Consider the following 16,716-nt stretch of genomic DNA (forward strand, 5'->3'; position numbering starts at 1 on the left):
CGTTGGAAAAGAAAGCCCGGACCGGCGTCGCCGCCGGTCCGGAAGTTTTCCAGCCCTGGGAGGGGTCTGGGACTTGTACCACCGGTCATCTTCGATGACCGGTGGAGGCCGGCGACTGCCGGCCCGGCGCTCGTGCGCCGTGAGCCAAGGGCTCGGATGCGCCCGCCCGGCGCCTGAGGGAACGCTTAAAAGTTTGCCCGCAGCACGAACGTGTAGCGCCGGTCGGCGTCCACCCAATTGTGCATGGTCAAACGGCCCGGGAACCCGACCAGCACCTTGGTGCGGGAATTGGACAGGTTGGCCGCTTCCACGCCGGCCTTCAGATTCTCGTTGATGGTGAAGAAGGCGGACGCGTCCAGCTGCCCGTAATCATCGGCCCAGGCGGGAATGTTGATATTGGCCGCCGTGGTGGTCAGCAGATAGCGCTGGCGCCAGTTCCAGGCCAGACGCAGGGCCACCGGCCCGTATTCATACAGGCCCTGGACGTTGTAGGACCATTTCGACATGCCCTCCAGCGGCAGGTTCCGCGAGCCTGCCACATTGGCCTGCTGGTTGGCGTCGAACGGGTTGACGGCGGCGTTGCGCGTACCCTTGGACTCGATATAGGTGATGTTGGCCGCCATCCCCAGGCCCGACAGCGCGCCGGGCAGGAAATCGTAGAACTGCGAATAGGCCGCCTCGAAGCCCTTGATGCTGCCCTTGCCGGCATTGTAGGGCCGGTTGGCGAAGACATCGCGGGTGACGCCGTTGTTGGTGTATTTCACCGTCTGCAGCGTCGTGGTGATGAAATTGTAGATGTCCTTGTAGAACACCACGCCGGTCACGCTGCCCGTGGGCGCGAAATACCATTCCAGCGACGTGTCGAACTGGTTGGAGCGCAACGGCCGCAGGTCCGGATTGCCGGCATTGCCGTTGAACTGATAGACGCAGTTGCGCACATCGCCGGCCCCCGCCCCACTCTGGCAGGTGGTGCCCACCAGATGCCCGCCTTCGGCCGAGATATTGGCCGTGGCCTGCAGCTGCTGCAGATCCGGCCGCACGATGGAGCTGCCCGCCGCGAAGCGCCATTGCAGCTCATCGGTCAGCTTCACCCGCACATTCAGGCTGGGCAGGAAGTAGTCGTAGGAACGCCCGCCCTCCAGTGTCGTGCGTGCGCCGTTCAGAAAGGCCAGATCCTGGGCATTCGCCCCCGGCCCCAGGTTCAGCGAGCTGGCCGCCTGCACCACGGAGAAGCCCACGCCCTTGGTCTTGGTATGGACGTAACGCAGGCCCAGATTGCCGTCGACATCCTTATCCTCACCAAACAGGTTGAGCTGATTGGCGAAGCGGATCAGGCCATAGCCGGCCCAGGTCTCTTCCGATTGGCGGTTGACGCCGCCGCCATTACCGGTCTGCGCCTCGTAATCGCCGTTGAACGGCCGCCAGCCGCCACCCCAGTCGGGTTCCTTCTGGATGGAACGCACGGCATTGGCACCCTGGACATAGTTCTTGGCCAGCCGCCCGTCCGGCACCAGGAAATTGCCCGGCAGGTCGATGGCGCCGCGCATGAAATCATCATCGCCATAGGAATGATAGGGCACCTTGCTGCCCGCCTGATCCAGCGTTGCCAGACCGGCCCCGGTCCAGCTCTGGCTGATCCAGCCCCAGTTGTAGTTGCTGTCGCGGGTCACCGCCTCGCGCTTGTTGTGGCGCACGCCGAACCGGGCGGACGATAGCCAGTCATCGTCGAACGTGTATTCGGCATCGAATCGCTCCGCCCACTGGTCGGCCTGGTTGCGCTGATGGTTGTCCATCGCGGCGCTGTAATAATAATTGGCCGGGTTGTTGCGATAGGCGTCGGTGATCGACAGCGTGACCTTGGGCAGCCCGCCCGTCAGGTCCAGGGTGGAGGCCGGGATGGCGGTGCCGCCCGGCATGGCGTCGAAGATGGTGAAATCGATCGACTTGGTCTTCGACTTCACATATTGCACGTCGCCGCTCAGGCTCCAGGCATCGTTGGGGTTGAACTTCACCCGCAGCGACGCGTCCTCCGTGGTCGAATAGCGGCGGTTCCAGCGGGCGTCCAGCAGGTCGATATCCTGGGTCGTGCCGGTGCCGTCGGCGGCATTGGCGATGGTGCCCTTCACGAAATAGCCGTTGGCGTCATAGGTGAAGCTGGTGCCCGCCGCCGGCCCGTTGGCCGACCCGGTATTCAGGCCCACCACATGCTCCAGTGCCGCCTGCTCGGCCGCCGAGCGCAGATATTGCGCCGTGATGTCCCAGCGGGCATCGGGGCTCCACTGCACAACGCCGGCCACGCCGAAGCGCTCGCGCTCGAAATCCAGCGTGCGATAGCCCCAGCCGTCGGGGACATAGACCGTGCGGCCCGACGCCACCCCGGCGATATAGTTGGAAGCGCCCGGCGTGCCCGACCGCTCGCGATAGGCATTGACGGAGAAGGTGTCGGCCCGCGTGGCCAGTTCCGAATAGGCGACGTCCAGCAGCAGACCGAACTGGCCAAGCTTGTTGCTTTCCCACCGGTCGGAATAGAGCACGGAGCCGGACGGCTTGCCCTTCTTGCGCAGGTCCGTATAGGAATAATCCACCGACCCGGCGATGATCCGCCCCTTGGCGTCGAACGGCGTGCGCGTGCGCAGATTGACCAGGCCGCCCAGGCCGCCCTCGATCATGTCGGCCGACGGGTTCTTATAGACATCGACCCCGGCCATCAGCTCCGGCGGCACATCCTCGAACCCCAGGGCGCGGCCATTCTTGGCGCCGAAACTGTCGCGGCCGTTGAATTCGCCGCGCACCAGCGACAGGCCGCGGATCTGCACGCCGCTGCCTTCGATCGACAGGCGGTCGGCATCGCGCCCGTCGGCGGTGCGGCCGATGGTGATGCCGGGAATGCGCTGCAAAACTTCCGTCACACTGCGGTCGGGCAGGGCGCCGATATCCACGGCGGTCACGCTGTCCACCAGCTGTTCGGCATTCTGCTTGATGGCCTGGGCCGACTGCACCTGGGCCCGGATACCGGTGACGATGATCTCTTCCAGCTGCGCGCCGCCATCCGCCGCCTGGGCCAGCGCGTGCGCCGGAAACAGCGCTGTCAACGCCAGCAGCGAAATGCCGCCCCGGCCCAGTCCCTTGGTGCGTACCTTGCGTCCACTCATCTCGTTCCCCCCGTCTTGGCTGTTTTTGCTGTGGTTGAACCGTCCCTATCGGGCGGCGTTTGGAATGGCGGCCGGACAGATCGCGTCGGACACGTCCGACACGATCCTGACCGTCGCCAGGGACAGGCCGGCGGGCGCACCCGCGGCCAGGGTGAAGGGTGTTGCGGCCTTGGCCAGATCGGCCCCGGCCTGCTTGAAGCAGGACAGCCGGATCTTCACCGACCGCCATTGGCCCAGGGGTGCCGCGGTCAGCACGGGCGTCAGGTCCAACTCGCCCCCCTGCCCGACACCGACGCGCACGATGCCCTGCGGCGCCTGATCGACCCGGTAATCCAGCAGCAGGCTGTTGCCCAGCGACAGGCGCGCCAGGTCCAGCACCGGCCCGCCGGTGACGGTCAGGGCCGCATCGCCCTTGCCGGTCCAGACCAGCGCCCGACCCGCCCCTTGCAGCCCGCCGGCATCGATCGGGCGCAATGACAGGGCCTCGCCCGCCTTCACGATGCTGCCATCATTGCCGACGGGCACCAGGGTCCCGCCCTGGCGTAGGCTGAACCGCCAAGGTGCGGGGGTACGGCCGCGCACGAAATAGGTGTCGGTGTTTGCCGCCGCCGGCGACACGCCTGACTGTTCGGATAGCAAACTGGACAGCGCTGTCATGACAGGCGTCAGCTCAGCGTAATCAAGACCATAGCCCAGCCTGAACAAAGGCTCCGCGCCATGGACGGCGCTATTGGGCCAGGCGAAGGGCAGCCGCCCCTGGAAATCCTGGCGCGGCTTGCCCTCGCGATCGCCGATCAGCACATCGGCCACCGCCCCGCCCTCGCTGCCCGGCAGCCAGGCAGCGACGAAGGCATCCGACGCATTGATCTCCGGATTGACCCAGAGCGGCCGCCCCGACAGGAAGACCGACACCACCGGAATGCCCCGCGCTTTCAGGCGCTTCAACAGGGCCAGGTCCTCCTTGTCGCCCGGCTGGTATTCCAGGGTGGGGATATCGCCCTGCCCCTCGGCATAGGGCGCCTCGCCGAACACCAATATGGCCACGTCCACCGTGTCCCCGGCCGTGCCATCCACCGACAGGATCGCCTGCCCACCCTGGGCGCCCAGCGCCTCTTTCAGCCCGCCATAGATCGACTGCGCATTGGGGAAATCGCTGTTGCGGTTGCCGGTGCCCTGCCAGGACAGCGACCAGCCGCCCGACTGCCGGCCGATATCATCGGCCCCGCTGCCCGCCACCAGCACCCGCGCCCCGCCCTTCAGCGGCAGCACCTTGCCCTGGTTCTTCAGCAGCACCAGCGACTTGGCCGCCGCCTCGCGCGCCAGGGCCCGGTGGGGTGCGCTGCCCAGCAGATCGCCCCTGCCCTCCAGCGGCCGCCCCGCCTCGAACAGGCCCAGCCGGAATTTCACCCGCAGGATACGGCGCACGGCATCGTCCAGGCGGGCCATGGGAATGGTCCCGTCCTTGACCTGCGCCACCATCTTCTTGAACAGCTTCTTCCAATCGTATGGCGCCATCAGCATGTCGATGCCGGCCAGCACCGATGCCGGGCAATCATCATCCGTGCAGCCCGGCACCTGCTCATGGCCGTTCCAGTCGCTGACCACGAACCCGTCGAAACCCCAGCGATCCTTCAGCACACCCTGCAGCAGCGTGCCATTGCCATGCATCTTGACGCCTTGCCAGGAGGAGAAGCTGACCATCACCGTCATCGCCCCGGCCTCGATCGCCGGCGGATAGCCTGCCGCATGCACGCGGATCAGCTCATCTTCGCTGACCGCCGCATCCCCCTGATCGATGCCGCCCGTGGTGGCACCATCGCCCAGGAAATGCTTGGCCGACGCCGCGACATGCCCGGCTTGCACACTACTGGGCTGGACAGCGCTGTCATGGCCGGCCTGGAAAAAGGCGCCCTGCAGCCCTGTGACCATGGCGCCGGCATAGCGGCGCACGATTTCCGGGTTTTCGGAATAACCCTCATAGGTCCGGCCCCAGCGCGCATCGCGCGGCACGGCCAGGGTGGGGGCGAAGGCCCAGTCGATGCCCGCCGCCGCCGTCTCCAGCGCCGTGGCCGCGCCGATGCGGCGGATCAGGTCGGGATCATTGGCGGCCCCCAGCCCGATATTGTGCGGAAACAGCGTGGCGCCGACGACATTGCTGTTCCCGTGCACGGCATCGATGCCGAAGATCAGGGGAATGGGCTCATGCCCCGACCGCTGTTCCAGCGCCACGGCGCGCAGCGCACGCGCCGTCTCCACCCAGGCGGCAACCCCCGCCCGGTCGGGCGCATTGAACGGCGCACTGTCCCCGCCCGCCAGGACGGAGCCCAGCGGATAGGCACGCAGGTCGGCGGGCTTGATCGACGGCAGGTCGGCCTGGATCATCTGGCCCACCTTCTCCTCGACACTCATCCGCGCCAGCATCGCACTGATCTTCGCCTCGGTCGCCGCATCGCCCAGCTTGGGCGCCGTGACGGCGGGCCAGCGGGCCGGATCGGCAATGCCGGCCTCGCCATCGGAACCCGGCGGCAATGACGCCAGTGAGAAACTGACCGCCAAGCCCATGGTGATACCGGACAAAAGAATGGAACGGAGCTTCATGAACGCCTTCCAGGCGGATCGGCGCCCCGGCGCATAGGCCGGCAGCATGCTTCCCCGCGATTTCCCCCCTGAACATCCCCGCCGCGGTTGACCGCTGTCGGTGGATGGTCGCTTTTACTTGTTGGCAACCATGATACCGCTACCAATCGCTTGACGCAAGTGGGTATAGATTATTTATCGGATAAATAGGCTGAATCTGCTATGACAGGTGAAAAATAACTTTCAGGGAAGGAAATGACAAGATGGTTCTGACCCGCCGTCAGGTGCTGGGCGCCGTGCCCGCCGCCGGGCTCACCGCCGCCGGTTTGCCGGCCTTTGCCGACAATCCGTTCCAGCCCAGCTGGGACTGTCTGGCCGCCCAATACCGCACGCCCGACTGGTTCCGCGATGCCAAGCTGGGCCTGTGGGCGCATTGGGGCCCGCAATGCGTGCCGGAGGCCGGGGACTGGTATGGCCGCTTCATGTATAAGCAGGGCCACCGCATGTACGACCATCACCTGAAACATTATGGCCACCCGTCCGACACCGGCTTCATCGACCTGATCGGCCGCTGGCGGGCGGAAAAATGGGACCCGCGCGATGTGATGGCCCGCTTCAAAAGTGCGGGTGCCCGCTATGTCGTTTCCATGGCCCAGCACCATGACAATTTCGACTGTTTCGACAGCCGGTACCATGCCTGGAATTCCACCCGCGTCGGGCCGAAGCGCGACATTGTCGGCACCTGGGAGAAACTCGCCCGCCAAGCCGGCCTGCGCTTCGGCATCTCCAACCATGGCGCCCATGCCTGGCACTGGTTCCAGACCGCCTATGGCTATGATCCGGAGGGGGCGAAGGCCGGCATCCGTTACGACGCAAACCGCCTGACCAGGGCGGACGGCAAGGGCACATGGTGGGACGGGCTGGACCCGCAGGACCTCTATGGCGGCCCCATGCGCGTCCCGCCCGCCGGCCTGACCAGCATCAAAGCCATGGATGACTGGCACGACGTCCATACCGGCCAATGGCTGGAGACCCCGCCGCCCGGCAATCCGGCCTTCGTGCGCTCCTGGTACCTGCGCGCCCTGGACGCGATCGAGAAATACCGGCCCGATCTGGTCTATTTCGACAATTACGGCCTGCCCTTCGGCCAAGTCGGGCTGGACATCACCGCCCGCTATTACAACCTGTCGCGCCAATGGCATGGCGGCAGATTGGAGGCGGTGGTCAATGGCAAGCGCCTGGCCGAGGATCGCCAGCGCAAAGCCATTGTGGAGGATCACGAGCGCAGCTTCGTCGACGAGATCCGCCCCGATCCCTGGCAGACCTGCACCTGCATCGGCCAGTGGCATTACGACCGTGCGCTCTATGATCGCGGCGGCTACAAATCCGTAACCCAGGTGGTGCAGAGCCTGTCCGACATCGTGTCGAAGAACGGCAACCTGCTGCTCTCCATCCCCATGCGCGGCGATGGCAGCCTGGACGATCTGGAAATCCGTTTCCTGGACGGGCTGGCCGCCTGGACCGCCACCAACGGCGAAGCGATTTTCGGCACGCGCCCCTGGCGCCGCTACGGCGAAGGCCCCACCCGCATCGACAAGAGCGAGACGAAGCAGGCCCCCTTCACATCGGCCGATCTGCGCTTCACCACCCGGGGCGGGAACCTCTACGCCCTGGCCATGGCCTGGCCCGCCGACGGCAAACTGACCATCACCAGCCTCGCCGGCACAGCCGTGGACCGCGCCGACCTGCTGGGCCGCGATGGCACCCCGCTGCCCCTGCGACAGACCGCCGCCGGCCTGGAGATCACCCTGCCGGAAGCCCCCAACACCACGCCCATGCTGGCCGTCAGGCTCAGCGGCCGCGGCCTCATCTGACGCCTCCCGGAGGACCCCATGCCCACCCCCCGCATCCCCGCCCTCGCCTTGCTCCTGGTGCTGGCGTTTCCGGCCAGCGCCGCCCCCATCGACCTCGCCTCACCCGACGGCAAGGTCACCATCCGCCTGGACCAGGACCCCGCTGCCCGCCTGACCTACGCCGTCACCTACGCCGGCACCCCCATCCTCAGCCCCTCCATCCTGGGTCTGGACCTCGACGGCGAACGCAAACCGCTGGTCGGCGGCATGGAGATCACCCGCACCGTCCCCCGCGCCAATGACAGCACCTACCGCCTAACCGCCGGAAAGGTCGCCACCGCCCGTGACCGGTACAATGAAATCACCCTGAACCTGACGGAGAAGACCGGTCCCGGCCGCCGGCTGGACGTGATCATCCGCGCCTATGACGACGGCGTGGCCCTGCGCTACCGTCTGCCGGCCCAGCCCGGCCTCACCGAACTGGCCCTGCGCCAGGAACGCACCCGCTTCAGCTTCGCCGGCGACTTTTCCTGCTGGGGCCTGAACCTGGGCAATTTCAAGACCGCGCATGAGGGCGAATTCGACCCCGTCCCCGCCAGCCGCATCCGCCCCACCCATCTCTACGATGCCCCCCTGGTCTGCCAGACCGCCCCCGGCGGCCCCGCCTTCGCCATCGCCGAGGCCGATCTGCGCGATTATGCCGGCCTCTACCTGACCCGCCCCGGCGATGGCGGGCTGGGAGTGGAAAGCGTGCTGTCGCCCCATCCCGACCACCCCAAGCTGGCCGTGCGCCGCCCCCTGCCCGCCGATGGTGCCCTCACCCCCTGGCGCGTCGTCATGCTGGCCCGCCATCCCGGTGCCTTGAACGAATCCACCCTGATCACCGCCCTCAACCCCGATCCCGCCTTCGACCCAAGCTGGGTGAAGCCCGGCAAATCCGCCTGGGACTGGTGGAACGGCTGGCGCGCGCCGGGTGCCCAGAACGCGGTGCAGGCCAATGACGCCACCGTCACCGCCTTCATCGACCAGGCCGCCACGCTCGGCCTGGATTACATGCTGATCGATGATGGCTGGTACCTGAATTCCGGCGGCGAGGGCAGCGTGAAGCCCGGTGCCGACCTGATGCAGGTCACGCCCGGCCTCGACCTGCCCGCCATGATCGATTACGGCCGCAAGAAAGGCATCGGCCTGTGGCTCTGGATACATTGGCAGGTGCTGGAACCCAGGCTGGAGGAGGTGCTGGCCCATTACGCGAAGCTGGGGATCAAAGGCATCAAGGTCGATTTCATGGACCGCGACGACCAGAAGATGGTGGATTTCTATCATCGCCTGCTGAGTGTGGCGGCCAGGAACCGGCTGCTGGTCAATCTGCACGGCGCCTATCACCCGACCGGCCTGATCCGCACCTACCCCAACTACCTGACGCAGGAAGGGGTGCTGGGTGCGGAATACAATAAATGGTCCACCCGCATCACCGCCGGCCACAATGTCATGCTGGCCTATACCCGCCTGCTGATCGGCCCGATGGATTACACGCCCGGCGGCTTCCGCCACGCCGCCCCCGGCGCGTTCCAGCACCGCTACACCCTGCCCGTTGTCCAGACCACCCGCGCCCACGGCCTGGCGCTCTATGTCGTCTATGACAGCCCGTTTGCCTGCGTCTCCGACAGTCCCGACGCCTATGCGGGCCAGGATGGCCTGGATTTCATCCGCGCGGTTCCCACGACCTGGGACGAGGTGCGGTTCGTGGCGGGCGAGGTCGGCGACCATATCGCGCTGGCAAGGCGCAAGGGCGACATCTGGTACCTGGGGGCGATCAGCAACGAACAGGCGCGCAAGGTCGACCTGCCCCTGTCCTTCCTGGGCAAGGGCCGCTTCACCGCGGAAATCCTGGCCGACGGCACCACCCCCGCCGACCTCTCCCGGTCCAGCAAGCCGGTGACGGCCGGTGACAGCCTGTCCCTGCCGCTGGCGGCGTCGGGTGGGGCGGTGATCGTGCTGCGGCCGGTAAAGTAATCCCGCCTTGCCGCCATCCCGGCTTCCCCCGCGAAAGTCCGGGCTGCGAGGGTTTTCGTAATATCTACCGTCACCCCGGCGAAGGCCGGGGCCCAAGTCGTAGAGCACAGCACGCGTCATCTGGGCCCCGGCCTCCGCCGGGGTGACGGTAGAGGGGGCGGCAATGAAGGTGCCCAGGAGTGTCGCAGAGATCTCTCGCGAGGTGCCGGGATGACGGCTGAGCGAACCACACCCCAGCCCTGCAGGAACTGCCCTTAACGGTTTCCCATCACCCGCGCATAGTTCTGGGCATCGCCCGTCACCTGCCCCGGTCCCATGTCCGCAGCTTCCCCGGTCGATCAACCGACCAGCCCCTTCGCCTATGTCCCCTACCGGCTTTTCTGGTTCGCGCGCATCTTCGCGATCCTGGCCTTGCAGATGCAGATCGTGGCCACCGGCTGGCGCGTCTATGACGTGTCGGGCTCCGCCATGGCGCTCGGCTTCATCGGGCTGGCGGAATTCCTGCCCTCGATCCTGCTGGTGCTGGTGACCGGTCACGTCGCCGACCGGTTCGACCGGCGCAAGGTGATCAATTTCTGCCAGGGGCTGGAAATCCTCGCCATGCTGGTCCTGTGGCTGGCGCTGTGGGACGACAATACCAAGGCCTTGTGGCCGGCCTTCCTGGCCGTCACCATCCTGGGCACGGCGCGGGCGTTCGAGATGCCGGCCGCCTCGTCCCTGGTGCCCAACCTGGTGCCACCCGCCCTGTTCCCGCGCGCCGTGGCCCTGAACTCGTCCGCCTGGCAGGCGGCCTCCATCGTCGGGCCGGCGCTGGGCGGGGTGGGCTATGGGCTGCTGGGGCACTGGATCTTCGCCGTCTGCGCTCTGTTCTTCGCCATCGCCTTCATCCTGGTGCGCTTCATCCGGCTGCCGCCGCGCACCCAGGCGCCATCCGCCAAGCAGATCAGCCTGGAAACCCTGTTCGCCGGCTTCCGCTTCATCTGGGGCAAGCCCATCGTGCTGGGCGCCATCTCGCTGGACCTGTTCGCCGTGCTGCTGGGCGGGGCCACCGCCCTGCTGCCCGTGCTGGCCAAGGACCAGTTCCATGCCGGCCCGGTCATGGCCGGCATCCTGCGCGCCGCCCCGTCGGTGGGGGCGCTGGCCACCGGCCTGGCCCTGGCATGGTGGCCCGTGCGCCGGCGCATCGGGCATGTGCTGTTCATCTGCGTGGCGGCCTTCGGCGTCGGCACCATCATCTTCGGCCTGACCAGTTCCGCCCTGATCGCCGGGGTGGCCCTGGTGGTGATGGGGGCGGTGGACATGGTGTCGGTGTTCATCCGCCAGTCGCTGGTGCAGCTGGAAACCCCCGACGACATGCGCGGCCGCGTCAGCGCCGTCAGCAGCCTGTTCATCGGCGCCTCCAACCAGCTGGGCGAGTTCGAATCCGGCGTCACCGCCGCCTGGTGGGGGGCCGGCACCGCCGTCGTGGTCGGCGGCGTCGGCACCCTGGTCATCGTCGCCCTCTGGTGCACCCTGTTCCCGGCCCTGCGCAAGGTGGACCGCTTCCCCGGTGCACCACCGGCGTAAATTGGCACCTTCGTCGCCGCTCTCTCTACCGTCACCCCGGCGAAGGCCGGGGCCCAAGTCGTAGAGCGAAGCGCTTATCACCTGGGCCCCGGCCTTCGCCGGGGTGACGGTGCGTATTGCTGAAACGCTTACAGCCCAGACTTCGCCGGGAACATATCCGCCCCCAAACCGGCCCCACGCCCCCCGCGCAGCCCACCCGCGCGCGCGCCGCAAGGGCCGATTTGTGAATTTTCGAGGGGTGTAGCCTTTCGGACACATTTTTCACTTTTCAAAGCCCATCGGTTTGGGCTATAAGAAAGTGACTTGACCGTTGCATAAGGGCAACGGTCAGGGACTTTACCTCCTTATGAGGCTCCCTTCATCTCTAGGCCGGCTGCCACCCGCAGCCGGCTTTCTTTTTGGCTGAAGCCAAACAAAGCAGCGATCATCAGGAATGATCGCTGCAGGCCGGCGACTGCCGGCCCGCGCCTCGTGGCGCGTAAGCCAAGCCCACGGATGTGGGCGCCCGGCGCCTGAGTGAAAACTATGCCCCCGCATCGTTCCGTTCGCAACGGGTTTCACGCGAAACGGATGAACCTTGTACGCGGGAAGAGGTTGAAGGCCATGATGGTCGCCGCGACGAAACCCATGATCCCGACATTCAGCGGGAACTGGAAGAAGTTCAGGTAACCCGGCGCCAGCATCATCATGGTCAGGAAGATGTAGAAATGGTGGGTGCGCACGAATTGCGGCCCCCGGTCGCGCAGCCGCGTCAGCAGCATGAACGCCATCAGCACCGCGCCCAGATACGACCAGTCGGTCAACCCGTGCAGCACCACCCCGGGCACGCCGAAATCGGCATAGGCCAGGATCGGCCCGCCAAAGGCCGGGGTGTGCCCGGCCTCCGCCATGCCGGGATAGAACATCTCGTTCAACAGCGTGGCGCCATAGACGAAGGGCTTGCCCGGCCACAGGGCACGCGGCACCACCCCGATGATCTCCGTCGATGAAATCTCGCCATAGAACAGGTCGGTCAACCCGTTCTGATAGGCGCGCACGAAATAGGCGCTGTTGGAGTAATAGTCGAAATAGAGGAAGATATCGACCAGGTCGGCCGACCCGAAATTCAGCAGCACCGCCGCGGACATCACCAGCCCCACCGCCGCGACGGTGGAGATGCGGATCTTGAACCCGTAGATCAGCATGAAGGCGAAGGCGGTGACCGTATAGACCACCAGATAGCCCTTCGACCCCAGCAGGAACACGAAGGGCAGATAGACCAGCCAGGTGGCGATGATCCGCCGCTGGCTGCTGGCCGCCAGCATGGCCAGGATATAGGACACGGCGATCATCGACACCGCCATGGCATAGAACGGCCCCGCCCCCGCCCGGTGCAACTGGTACCCCGTGCGCGGGCTCATCAGCCAGTTCAGCAGGCCGAAGCTCCAACTGGCGGTGATTACGAAGGACAGTGCGAACACGCCGAAGAACAGCAGCGCGCACAGGCGCAGCCGTTCCGCCGACATGGGCTGGAAATGGAACCGGTCGATGAACCGGCCCGCCACATCGTCACGCGAAAGATAGAAGACCAGCAGCCCCGCCACGCCGGTGCGCAGGGTGAAATGCAGATTCTCCAGCAGGATCAGATACTGGTACGTGCCGTCGAACACCCCGTCGGTGAAATGCACCGACGGCCCCGCCAGCAGCCATAAGAGCCGCACCGGCAGCAGCGCGAACACCGTGATGGAATAGGGGTTGAGGTACGAAATACCCAGCAGCCGCGCGAAGAACAGCAGGAACAGCGGTTCCAGCGCGAAATTATAGACGAGGTTCAGCGCGAACAGCGCGTTATAGAAGGCGTCGATCATGCTCACGGGCCGGCCCTGGGTCTGGACGCGAAGGTAGAGAAGCGAGACCGGAACGGGAAGTTTTCTTTTCGGCAGGCGGCCACGCCCCCTCCACTCCCTCCACCCACTCTAATCGTCATCCCGGCGACAAGCCGGGATGACGATAGAGAGTACCGCCCCCGCGCCCCAAAAGGTCACAACCCACCGCCCCGAACCCCCTTCGGAGTCGCAGCGGATTCGGCTACCTCTATCCCCCCGACTAGGCGGTTGGGCCTACCCCTTCCGCCCTAATTAAGCCTATTTCCAGGCATTTCCTTGTATGCGCCTGTCCGGGGGGAGCCCTGCCCGGCCCCATGCGAGAGAAAAGTGGTAATCTGTTATAAAGTCGCTTATGTTTGGGTCAGGCAGAGTCAACGGGGTGTCGGATGTACTCACATCCTCAACATGGTGGCGGGGAAGAGGTCAAGGAGCTGCGCCGGCAGGCAGGCGCTTGGCTGAAGAACCGCCGTACGGAGGTCGGATTGACCCAGCGTGCGCTGGCGGAATCCGTGGGCCTTGAATATTACACGATGGTCTCGATGATCGAGGCGGGGCGTGGTCGCATCCCGCCCGACAGCTATTTGGCCTGGGCAGCCGCGCTGCAGATGCAGCCCGCGGAGTTCGTCCGGACCTTGATGCAATTCTACGATCCCATTACCCATTCCATCCTGTTCGGCGATGCCGGCAGCGCCACCCCGGATGACGGGACGGGGCATGCCGCACCGAAATTCCGCGTGGTCTGATAACCGAAGCCTAGGCCAAAGAGAGTAGAGCCCAGCATGGGTGAGATCGTTTCCATCCAGACAGCGCAGTCCAAGGCCGTCCGCCCCGAGGCGGCCGAGCAGGCGGCGCGTGAACGGATGTCGGCCCTGCGGGAACGCCGGGCCGCCTGGGGACGTTCCATCCGTGAGCGGCGTTTGGACAAGGGCTTCACCACCCGGACGCTGGCCGATGCCGTCGGCCTGCCCAGCCCCACGCTGGTCAGTGCCATCGAAAGCGGCCGTGGCCGCCTGCCCGACGGCGTTCTTGCCGGCTGGGCCCGGGCGCTGGCCATGGAACCTTCCGATTTCGCGGCAGGCTATCTGTCCGCCTTCGAACCCGATGCCTTCGCCGCCCTGCGGCAGAACCATGAAGAAGGGAGGCCGGCATGAGCGCGTCGGCCGAGATATTCCGTTTCCCGGGCCGGGGTTCGACCGGCGGCAACAGCGGCGCCTGGACCAACCAGGACATCGCCGATGTCTATCGCTGCCTGGACCTGTTCGCCCGCCACGGCCTGACGGTGGAAGCCTCTTCCGGCATGTCGGAGGAAGGCGATCCCTGGTTCGCGGTGGAGGATGTGTCGACCGGTGACGCGCTGATCCATATCGCGCGCATCGACGGCTTCTTCATCGTGCATGTGCTGGATGGGGAGACCTGGTCCGGCGAAACGCTGCGCACCGCCCTGTCGCAGATCGACATGTCCGCCCTGTCGGGTCTGGACGCATTCGGCCATCACGATGTCTCCGGCGCTGCCGCCGATGGCGATGATGACCGCGACGGCACCCATGCCTTCCTGCGCATCGTCAGCGCGGTGGTGGCGGTGCTGACGGCGGACGTGATCGCCAACGCCGTCACGCACGAAGCGGTGGCATCGCCCCTGCCCCCGTCCGGCGCGCCAGACGCTGGCGACCACTTCGCCGATGGTATCAAGGCCGCGCTGGATTTGCCAGTGGTCGACACGGCATTGCCGGCGGCGCACAAGGATACATCCGCCGTCACGGCGGCAGCCGATCTGCCGGCCGAACGGGACGTGCAGCCGGTGAAGCTGGACAAGCAAACCGACCATGAGGTCGCGGCACCACAGGCCGCACCCACCGCCCATGTCACCGACAGCGCCATCCAGGTGGCCGTGGCACAGGCGGACGATATCATCGACACGTCCAAGGCCCAGGCCATCGTGGCGGTGATCGATCGCGACGGGGGTATCGCCATGGCCTTCACCGCCGTCGGCGGCGACCATGTGCAGGTGTCCTTCAACGAACGCGCCTCCTTCTCGGGGACGGAGAACAAGGCGGACACATTCATGGTCATCCTGGACAAGGATGACAAAGAACTGACAACGAAGCTGGGGAACTTCGAACAGGGGCATGACAGTCTGGTGATCGAAAAATCCGGTGACAATGGCACGAGCAGCGCCATCATCACGGATTTGGGGGCTTTGGTTGCCAATGGTGAAACACAGTTGACGGTGGTCGGTCAGGCGACGGTGGAAATCCACCTGTCGACCCAGACCCACGCGCTGGTCAGCGGAGGTTGAGATCATGAGTTTGGCGGCCGAAACCACGCTGTTCGCGGGAAGCGACAGCCTGTCGATCAGCGAGTTGGCGCTTTACCACGCCATCAACGACCTGCGTGTCTCCAAGGGCCTGACGCCCCTGAAGCCGTCGCTGGACCTGTCGGTCCTGTCCGGGCAGCATGCCGTCGATTTCGACGTCAATGTCGGCTATGCCGGCTGGGCGCAGGCGGGCATCGCCGCGCGCCCCGTGCCCTCCCTGCATCATTGGAGCGACGGGCAAAGCTTCGTATCCGGCGTGCTGGCGCTGGCATCGGGCCTGAAGCTGGCCATGCCGCAGTCCATCGCGGAAAACGCGGAGGGGCTGCTGGCCGCCCATGCGGACACCGACGTGCTTTCCGGCTGGCTGGCCAATCCCGGCACGTCCGGCAATCTCCTGTCGACCAGCTGGGATGCCATCGGCGTCGGCATGTCGGGCAGCATGGTCTATGTCTCCTTCGGCAACTATACCGACGGGGCCGCCAAGACCGCCGTGGTTCCCATCCTGGGCACCAGCGGCGGCGACAGCATCCGCACCACCGCCTGGGCCGACAATATCCAGGCCGGCGGCGGCAATGACGTGATCTATGGCCTGACCAACGGCGACCGCGTCGATGGCGGCACCGGTCTGGACCGCGTCACCCTGTCCGGCACGGCCGCCAGCTACACCATCGCCCCCGTCGCGGCGGAGAACGGCACCACCTGGGCCGTGATCACCGGGGCGGAGGGGCAGATCAGCATCCATAATGTCGAATATGTACAGTTCGCCGACCGCATCGTCGACAGCAGCAACTGGGGCGAGAATCTCACCCAGGTGCGCTTCGATGATGGTTTCTACGGCGTGCGCAATGTCGATGTGGCCGCGGCCGTGACCGGTGGCGCCATTTCCTCGCTGGAGGATCATTTCTGGTCCTTCGGCGCGCATGAGGACCGGGACCCGGCCTCCTTCTTCGACACCGACTATTACCTGGCGCACAATCCCGACATCGCCGCCGCCATCGCCGCCGGCACGGTGCGCAGCGCCTTCGAACATTACCTGCTGTTCGGGCAGTTCGAAGGGCGCGATCCCAACGCCTATTTCAACAGTGCCGACTATCTGGCGCTCAACCCCGACGTGGCCGCCGCCATCGCCGCCGGTGCGGTGGGCTCCGCCATCGACCATTACCTGACCTTCGGCCGGTACGAAGGCCGTCTGGCCACCGACCAGTTCAGCGAAAGCTTCTATCTGGCCCACAATCCCGACGTGGCCGCCGCCGTGGCCGTGGGCCTGTTCGACAGCGGGCTCAGCCATTACCGCCTGATCGGCCAGAACGAGGGCCGCCTGCCCTTCGACGCTGATATCAGCATCGGTATCGGCTGATCCGGGGATGCGGGCG

10 protein-coding genes are annotated in these 16,716 nt (G+C 66.0%); 7 read left to right on the plus strand and 3 right to left on the minus strand.

The features are described from left to right. Positions 1–185 precede the first annotated feature (185 nt). Together ACM9HJ_RS22975 and ACM9HJ_RS22980 are read right to left on the minus strand one after the other, a co-directional pair. Positions 186–3,152: a TonB-dependent receptor gene (locus ACM9HJ_RS22975; RefSeq protein WP_416574102.1), complete on the minus strand. Its 2,967-nt coding sequence runs from the start codon at positions 3,150–3,152 to the stop codon at positions 186–188. Between the two features lie 45 nt (positions 3,153–3,197). Continuing rightward, the gene (locus ACM9HJ_RS22980) at positions 3,198–5,750 is read right to left on the minus strand and encodes a glycoside hydrolase family 3 protein (RefSeq protein WP_416574103.1); all 2,553 of its coding nucleotides are present in this window, start codon (positions 5,748–5,750) and stop codon (positions 3,198–3,200) included. Between the two features lie 242 nt (positions 5,751–5,992). On the opposite strand from ACM9HJ_RS22980, the gene ACM9HJ_RS22985 reads away from it, so the two are divergent. The 3 genes from ACM9HJ_RS22985 to ACM9HJ_RS22995 all read left to right on the plus strand — a co-directional run bounded on the left by ACM9HJ_RS22985 (position 5,993) and on the right by ACM9HJ_RS22995 (position 11,164). Next, entirely contained in the window at positions 5,993–7,603 is a 1,611-nt protein-coding gene (locus ACM9HJ_RS22985) for an alpha-L-fucosidase (protein WP_416574104.1), read from the plus strand. An 18-nt stretch (positions 7,604–7,621) separates the two neighbouring features. Continuing rightward, positions 7,622–9,598 (plus strand): glycoside hydrolase family 97 protein, encoded by a 1,977-nt coding sequence (locus ACM9HJ_RS22990; RefSeq protein WP_416574105.1) that lies wholly within the window; start codon positions 7,622–7,624, stop codon positions 9,596–9,598. A gap of 315 nt (positions 9,599–9,913) precedes the next feature. Beyond that, positions 9,914–11,164 (plus strand): MFS transporter, encoded by a 1,251-nt coding sequence (locus ACM9HJ_RS22995; protein WP_416574106.1) that lies wholly within the window; start codon positions 9,914–9,916, stop codon positions 11,162–11,164. A 557-nt stretch (positions 11,165–11,721) separates the two neighbouring features. Here the strand turns inward: ACM9HJ_RS22995 and ACM9HJ_RS23000 are convergent. Then, positions 11,722–13,017: a hypothetical protein gene (locus tag ACM9HJ_RS23000; RefSeq protein ID WP_416574107.1), complete on the minus strand. Its 1,296-nt coding sequence runs from the start codon at positions 13,015–13,017 to the stop codon at positions 11,722–11,724. Between the two features lie 398 nt (positions 13,018–13,415). On the opposite strand from ACM9HJ_RS23000, the gene ACM9HJ_RS23005 reads away from it, so the two are divergent. Genes ACM9HJ_RS23005 through ACM9HJ_RS23020 form a run of 4 tightly spaced genes read left to right on the plus strand, consistent with a single transcriptional unit; the run spans position 13,416 to position 16,700 of the window. Further along, on the plus strand, positions 13,416–13,772 hold the full coding sequence (locus tag ACM9HJ_RS23005) for a helix-turn-helix domain-containing protein (RefSeq protein ID WP_416574108.1): 357 nt from the start codon (positions 13,416–13,418) through the stop codon (positions 13,770–13,772). 36 nt (positions 13,773–13,808) lie between these two features. Then, on the plus strand, positions 13,809–14,180 hold the full coding sequence (locus ACM9HJ_RS23010) for a helix-turn-helix domain-containing protein (protein WP_416574109.1): 372 nt from the start codon (positions 13,809–13,811) through the stop codon (positions 14,178–14,180). Then, positions 14,177–15,325, plus strand: coding sequence for a hypothetical protein (locus ACM9HJ_RS23015; RefSeq protein ID WP_416574110.1), 1,149 nt, complete (start codon positions 14,177–14,179; stop codon positions 15,323–15,325). Before ACM9HJ_RS23010 ends, ACM9HJ_RS23015 begins: the two co-directional genes overlap by 4 nt. Before the next feature lie 4 nt (positions 15,326–15,329). Beyond that, positions 15,330–16,700 carry a CAP domain-containing protein gene (locus ACM9HJ_RS23020; protein ID WP_416574111.1) on the plus strand — a complete coding sequence of 457 codons (1,371 nt, stop codon included), beginning with the start codon at positions 15,330–15,332 and terminating at the stop codon, positions 16,698–16,700. The last annotated feature ends 16 nt before the right edge of the window (positions 16,701–16,716 follow it).

Source organism: Niveispirillum sp. KHB5.9 (assembly GCF_048066115.1).
Lineage (GTDB): Bacteria > Pseudomonadota > Alphaproteobacteria > Azospirillales > Azospirillaceae > Niveispirillum.